The sequence below is a fragment of the uncultured Brachyspira sp. genome (assembly GCF_944393015.1).
In the GTDB taxonomy this organism is placed as follows: Bacteria; Spirochaetota; Brachyspiria; order Brachyspirales; family Brachyspiraceae; genus Brachyspira.
Window position 1 is genome coordinate 21,471 of record NZ_CALXYQ010000037.1, and the last position, 7,306, is coordinate 28,776.

At 25.9% G+C, this 7,306-nt stretch carries 5 protein-coding genes and 1 pseudogene; 3 read left to right on the plus strand and 3 right to left on the minus strand.

What is annotated here, in order from left to right; translation table 11 throughout:
• Nucleotides 1–707: 707 nt before the first annotated feature.
• From Q0K19_RS11395 to Q0K19_RS11405, 3 genes are all read right to left on the minus strand, one after another.
• Nucleotides 708–2,171, minus strand: coding sequence for a toxic anion resistance protein (locus Q0K19_RS11395; RefSeq protein ID WP_297248033.1), 1,464 nt, complete (start codon nt 2,169–2,171; stop codon nt 708–710).
• Nucleotides 2,172–2,205: 34 nt separating this feature from the next.
• Complete coding sequence (locus tag Q0K19_RS11400; RefSeq protein WP_297248035.1) at nt 2,206–2,742, minus strand: 5-bromo-4-chloroindolyl phosphate hydrolysis family protein; 537 nt, start codon at nt 2,740–2,742, stop codon at nt 2,206–2,208.
• Nucleotides 2,743–2,872: 130 nt separating this feature from the next.
• Nucleotides 2,873–3,949, minus strand: a complete 1,077-nt coding sequence (locus Q0K19_RS11405; RefSeq protein WP_297248037.1) for a DNA adenine methylase — start codon at nt 3,947–3,949, stop codon at nt 2,873–2,875.
• A 195-nt stretch (nt 3,950–4,144) separates the two neighbouring features.
• On the opposite strand from Q0K19_RS11405, the pseudogene Q0K19_RS11410 reads away from it, so the two are divergent.
• The 3 genes and pseudogenes from Q0K19_RS11410 to Q0K19_RS11420 form a co-directional block, all read left to right on the plus strand.
• Nucleotides 4,145–4,653 (plus strand): annotated as a pseudogene (locus tag Q0K19_RS11410) (nitroreductase family protein).
• Nucleotides 4,654–4,964: 311 nt separating this feature from the next.
• A complete protein-coding gene (locus tag Q0K19_RS11415; protein ID WP_297248041.1) occupies nt 4,965–5,519 on the plus strand; it encodes a DUF2271 domain-containing protein in 555 nt (184 codons plus the stop codon).
• Between the two features lie 80 nt (nt 5,520–5,599).
• Nucleotides 5,600–7,306: ankyrin repeat domain-containing protein (locus Q0K19_RS11420; protein ID WP_297248042.1), on the plus strand; the 1,707-nt coding region annotated here is incomplete at its 3' end.

Here is a 7,306-nt window from a genome sequence, read left to right on the forward strand (position 1 = left end):
GACTGTTTAAAAACTATTTATAAATAATTTTTTAAGTTTGTCAAATTTAGATTTTTAATTTTATTGTTTGTGGTGGCTTTGCCCTTACGAAGTACAAGCGTGCAGCATTCACACTTCTTTTGCCGAAGCTCTGCGTGCCGTAGGCAAGGCACCTACTTGGTGGACGATGTCCGCCTTTGGCGTGCGGCGAGAAAAAGAACAATAAACAAATTGACAAACTTAAAAATTTTTAGTATATACCTAAACAACTATATTTTGTCAAAAATAAAACTATAGTTTCTTTTTAATATATGGGGCTTTGCCCACCGCGAAGCGTACCCGTAGGGTAACACCCCAGTTCTTTTGTTGGCACAGGCGAAGCCCGCCTGCGGCGAGAACCAAAAAGCCTGCATTTATTGTCCAAATTTAGGTTATGTCATATATTTAATAAGTATATATTTAATAAGTATATATTTAATATAAAGTTCTAGTAATTGCGTTTTTCGCGAAGCGTATCCGAAGGATAAAAACTTTGACGAAGTCCGCAGAGCGTGTGCGGCAAAAAAGTTGATAATATATTTATAAAATATATAAATTGACAAAATATAATTGTTTAGTTATACACTAATAATTATATAACTAATTTTATAAATAAGTCTATTGATAATAAAAAAGCTCATCTATATAAAATATAGAGATGAGCTTTTTATTTTATACTAGAAAATAATTTATTCTCTAGATACATTCAATATTTTTGCTTTGAGTTCATTTTCTATATTTCTAAGTTCTAACTCTGCAGCTCTTCTCTTTTCTCTGCCTTCAGTCTGTATTTTAATAACCTCATCTAAAGTGGATATTAACTGCTGATTTGTATGTTTTAAAGTTTCAATATCAACTATTCCTCTTTCTGATTCTTTAGCTGTTTCTATAGTAGAAGTTTTAAGCATATCTGCATTCTTTCTTAACAACTCATTTGTAGTATCAGTAACAGCTCTTTGTGCTTTTGCTGCCTCATTAGAATGATGAAGTCCTATAGCAAGAACCATTTGATTCTTCCAAAGAGGTATTGTATTTGTTATAGTTGATTGAATTTTTTCTGTCATTATAACATTATTATTCTGAACCAAACGTATTTGAGGTATTGTCTGTATAGAAATTGTCTTTGTAAGCTCTAAATCATGTATTCTTTTTTCAAATCTATTAGCCAAATCTTTAAAATCTCTAGCCATTTGTGCATCTTCAGCAGTATTACTTGCAATAGCCTTTGATTCTAAAGCAGGTATTTCATTAGTCATTAAATGATTAAGTTTCTGTTTCCCTGCTTCTATATAAATTTCAAGTTCTTTTAAATATTCCAGATTATAATTATACATTTGATCTAAAATACTTATGTCTTTTAGAAGATTTCTTTGATGTGCTTCTAGATTTTTTACAATACTATCAATATTAGCTTCTACACTAGTATATTTAGCTTTTAATTTAGTAATATTATTAGCAGCTTTCTTGAAGAATCCGAATAAACCTTTTCCTTTAGTTTCATTTTCTATATCAAAACCTTTAAGTTCTGTTATAACATCAGTAATAGCCTCTCCTACTTCGCCTAAATCTTTATTCATAACATTACTTAAAGTATTTTCAGAAAACTGTATCATTTTATTTTGAGCTGCTGATCCGTAAGACATTATAGATACAGAATCCTGTAAATTAATACTATTTGATAATTCATTTATTTTTGCCAAATCTTCAGGTGTAAATTGTCCATTTGAAACGCTGTTCATATCATTTAATACTTGCTGTGCTGAATTCTGAGGCTGATAATTCTGTGTATTTACGAAGTTTTGCCCCTGCATATTAACAGGCATTGCATTTTGCTGCACCGGCTGAACATTTATAACATTCTGTCCCTGCATATTATTAGGCACTACATTTTGCTGCACCGGCTGAACATTTATAACATTCTGTCCCTGCATATTATTAGGCATTGCATTTTGCTGCATAGGCTGAGCATTTACAAAATTCTGTCCCTGCATATTGTTAGGCATTACATTTGGCTGCATAGGCTGAGCATTTACAAAATTCTGTCCCTGCATATTATTAGGCATTACATTTTGCTGCATAGGCTGAGCATTTACAATATTTTGGTCTTGAATATTATTAGCCTGTTGATTGTTTTCTAAGTTATTATTTTCCATAGAACCTCTCCAATTATTTATTTTTTCTTTTTAATTAATAACCATCTTTATCAAGCATGTTTTTTAATACATCTATATCGCTGTTTATATCCATTAATTTATTCTGATTCATTTCTACAAGCATTTTTTTCAATGCTTCATTTAATTTTATTATAACATCTTCTATTTCCTGTGCTGTTTTTTGCATATTTTCATTTTTTACAGGAAAATTACAAAAATCTATATAAGAATTAAGCATTTTTATAGCTGTAGGAAGATGATATTCATTTATTTTTTCTAGTCTTTTCTCTCCCTCTTTATTAGCTTTAGAATATGAAACCATTTCCTTTAATATACCTATCATTTCTTTTAATGCAGGAGTAAGTTCAGGATCATCTATTTTTTGAGAGAAATCTGTAATTTTATATATATTTCTTTCTGTTTCTAAAATTGTTAAACTGTCTTTATTTGAATAACTATCATTTCTATAATTATTTTGATTATAATTATTTACATCATCTTCTCTTGGGAAATTTCTTTGTATATTTTGTCTTAATTTCTGAAAAATAAAATCATCTTCATCTCTTGGCATATATATCCTCTACAATGAACTAAATTAATAAAACTATAAACTAAATATAAAGTAAAAATATATTTACCATTACTTGGTATATATTATAATCAATAAAAATAATATTTGCAAGATATTGATTCTTTTAATATTATTTTACTATGAGATAATGCAGATACTCGCATGTTTTTGAAGCAGAATTATATCTTTTGCTATCAGCTTTAAATCTGCTGTATTCTTTAACAAATAATCCGTATTTTCCTTTTTTTGACATTATTTTCTTTATATCTTCTAATGACAATAAACCTTCATTATTGTAGCTTAAAAATATATATTTAGCATTAGCTTTATTTATAAGCTCCTCAAATGCATCATAAACATAATTTTTATTACAGTATAATGATTTTATTCTGTCATTTCTAAGTCCCGTTTTTCCTTTTATTACAGGATTATCATATTTAGATATAGTTTCAAGTATATGATAATTATCTGCATATTGTCTTCTATTATATGGCGGATCTAAATATAATATATCAGTTTCAATATTTTCTATTAATTTATTGGCATCTTCATTATATACTTTATGCTCTATGTCGCTTATAACAAATTCGCAAGGACAATAATTGAAAGTTTTTGAAGCTGTTTTTTTTATATCTTTCAAAAATGCACCATAAACTGAAGCTGTATTTGCACATCTATCAATATTTTCAAGCAAGCTTGCAAGAAGAAAATAATATTCATTTTCATTAATTTTCTTATTATTAAGCCATTTCTCTATTTTCATTCTTATAGCATCGCATTTCATGGCATTTTCATCTGAAAAGTATATTCTCTTATGTTCTTTATCTTTAGTGCCTCCAAGAGAATAATTATTATAAATAAAACCTTTTTTATAATCTATATTATTTAAATACTCGCATACAATTATATATTTTTCTTTAATATCAGTTTCTTTTAATTCTTTTATTTCTTCACATAAACCATCAAAATTTAAATATTTATGATTTTCTATATAATGCTTATTTAAAACATAACTATAATACTGAATATCATTAGCTATAATTGAGAAATTTTTAGATTTAAAATATCTTCCGACAATACCTGTACCTGCAAACAAATCACAGAATGTATGACAATTATTATCTATTACAGACATTATAGATTCGTACAAAAAATCTAATAAAGACAGTTTACTTCCTATATAATTCATTAATATAAATAATATCATACTTTTTAAAACTTTAAACAGGGAAACACTTGGGCAGATATGCTTTTTCAAAAATAAACTAAAAAATATAAGGGGATATGACTGCCCTACTCTAATTTTTGATAATTAATATATAAATTTTAGTACTCTAACAATTTTAATTTTCTTATATTTACTATATAATAATAACAAATAACTTTAAGGAGAGAATATTATATGAGTGAAGATATTCTATTTACAAGAAGAAGTATAAGAAAATACATTAAAGGCAAACAAGTTAAGATGAAAAGATAGAATATATGCTTAGAGCTGCTATGTATGCTCCGTCTGCAAATAATAGAAGAAATTGGGAGTTTATAGTAGTAAAAAACAGAGAAACATTAGATAAAATCATGAACTCTCACCCTTATGCTAAAATGCTAGATACTGCTACATTAGCTATAGTTGTATGCGGAGATTTATCCGATGAATCAGGCAAACTTTACTGGCAGCAAAACTGTTCTGCAGCTTTACAAAATTTAATGCTTGCAGCAAAAGCTAAAGATTTGGGAAGCGTTTGGATTGGTCTTGCTCCTCGTGAAGAGAGAATGAATGAAATAATAAAAATATTTAATTTACCTGATCATATTAAGCCTTTAGGAATAGTCGTTATTGGTTATCCTGACGGAGAGCCTGCAATGCCTGACAGATTTGAGCCTAATAAAATACATTATGAAAAGTATTGATAATTAAATGAAATATTAGACATATTTCAAAACTACTTGACGAGATTATCTGAAAAATTTTCAACATAATTTTAAGAATAGAATTATATTTTATATGTTGTATAATCTCTAATTTTGCGTATAAATTGCAGTCTTTTTGCTTCTTTGTGCCAACAAAAGAAGTGGGGTTTGGGGCAAAGCCCCAATTATAAAAATAAATAAAGTAAAGCTATTGCAAATATTTATTAAATTAGTTTTGAAACAAGTCTATTATATAAAATTATAAATATATAATAAAAAAATAAAAAAAATTTATTATTAGGAGATTATTTATGAAAAAAATTTTTATTATATTATTTATGATTTTTGCTGTATCATTCATAAATGAAAACTATGCTCAAAATAGTACTAAAAAAGTTAATATAAGTTTCGATTATACAAAAAGACCGGGTTATTCAAGCAATCAAATAGCTGTTTGGGCTGAAGATAATAACGGCAACTATATAGCTACAATATATATTACAGATTTTACAGGAAGAAGAGAGGGCTGGACATATAGAAAGCAATCTTTAAATAATTGGCAGAAAAAAGCTAATGCTCAAAGTATAGATAAAAAAATAATTGATGCCGTATCAAAATCTACACCAAAACAGGGCAAAGTTAATATAGTTTGGGACTGCAAAGATAATCAAGGAAACATAGTAAAAGACGGCACTTACAGAATAGTTGTTGAAGCTACTATATATCAGGATAATAATGTACTTTATACTTCTATTATCAATATAGGAAATCAGGCTAATTCTCAAAAAGCATCAGCTAAATACTCAAAACCTGAAGCTCAAAAAATAGACATAATAAAAAATGTAAATGTAAGTTTTATGCCTTAAATGTAATTTAGTCTATTATATTGACATATACACTTCTATAGTATAATATAAAACCTTTCTAATATTTATGAGGGTAAAATATGTTAAAAAATAAAAATATTTTTAGAATAATTGTATCTTTTATTTTCTTAATAATAACATCTTTATTTCTATATTCTCAGGAATATGACACCAATTACTATAAAAATCTTTTTGATAAAATGTTTACAAATGAAGATGAATTAAAAGAAATGGCAAAAGACCCTAAAGAATATATGGAAAACCTGTTTAAAGAAGCAGCAGAAAAAGTATTAAAAGAAAAAATAGAACTTTATAAAAAATATAATGTTATAGAAATAGACAGTTTAGAATATGAATATCAAAATGCTGCAGAAGGTTATGGGGATTTAGAAGCTGTTAAGAAGTTTATACAAAAATATGATATAAACGGAGTATATGACGGATATACTTTGCTTTATACTTATTCAAAATATAATGGAAAACCTGATATAGTAGAGTTCTTACTTGAAAATAATGCTGATGTTTATCAAAAATCTATTAATGGTAAAACAGCCCTTTACAGTGCTGTAAATGATTATGCTTATGATGTTGTTGAAATTATCTTGAAACATTATAAAAACAATGATGATATAAATGATGAGTTTTTATTAGCTGTTAATAAAGAAAATGAGTTTATATTAAAAAGTCTATTAAAAAAGAAATTTTTATTCTTTGGAAATAAATTCAAAATGGATTTAGACAAAGGGCTTGAAATAGCACTTGATAAAGGCAATGAAGATATAGCAGCTATATTGGTTTTAAATGGAGCTAAAACTGATAATTTTTTATATTATTTTAAATTGGTATTTGGTAAATATTTAATTCTTACAGCTATTCTTATAGCTGTTATTATTATTTTTATTAAAGCATATAAAAAAAGATATATTCCTGATATTTATCAAAAGACAATAACGTTTATAACTTTTAAAGATAAAGTAAATAATATGTATATTTACTGTTATGCTTATTATGGCAGACTATTATCTGTAATTAGTGGTTGTTTTGGAAATATATTTATAAATAATGATAAGATAAAAGGGTATTATAATATACTCAGTAATTTTATGGATAATTATATTTCTATTTATTGTTTTGATGATAATAAACAAAATGACAAAGAATATTTTAGCTGGTATGATATTATTATAGAAAGAAATGAAAAAGCCATTATAAAATTTGATTGTTCTCTTTATGATTTTATAAATAGTGATAAAAAGGAAATCAACTATATTGTGGAAATATCTGATTCTAAAATTATAAATGGAGTTTTTGAAGTTAATAGAAATCCTGATATTAAGTTAGAATATTTTAAATTAATATTTAAAAAGATGGCAAAATCTAATCATTTGATAAATATTCTTCGCTATTTATTTGATCTCTATCATTTCAATATAAAAAACAATGATAAAATTAATTCATATGTAAACGGAGATAATAAACCACATTCTCAGAAACAAAATGAATTGAAAATAGCTGTAGAAAAGATTTTAAAAAAACATGATAAGGTTTTATTTAATGATATTAAAACTAAATACTATGATAAACTTAAAGATTTTTATAATGCTGATAATATAGTGTATTTTGATGATAAAACAATATGCGTATACAAGAGATTTGCTAAGATAGAATATAATAATAATCTTATAATAAATAATATATCGCTCATAATTGATTTAGATAATGAAAAATTAATAAGTCCTTATTTGAAAGATTTTGTTAATAATGCTGATGAGATATTAAAAAGATAT

Coding starts and splice junctions, on each gene's coding strand:
- Q0K19_RS11395 (WP_297248033.1), bottom strand. CDS start 2,171: ATGGAAAATAATAACTTAGAAAACAATCAACAGGCTAATAATATTCAA.
- Q0K19_RS11400 (WP_297248035.1), bottom strand. CDS start 2,742: ATGCCAAGAGATGAAGATGATTTTATTTTTCAGAAATTAAGACAAAAT.
- Q0K19_RS11405 (WP_297248037.1), bottom strand. CDS start 3,949: ATGATATTATTTATATTAATGAATTATATAGGAAGTAAACTGTCTTTA.
- Q0K19_RS11415 (WP_297248041.1), top strand. CDS start 4,965: ATGAAAAAAATTTTTATTATATTATTTATGATTTTTGCTGTATCATTC.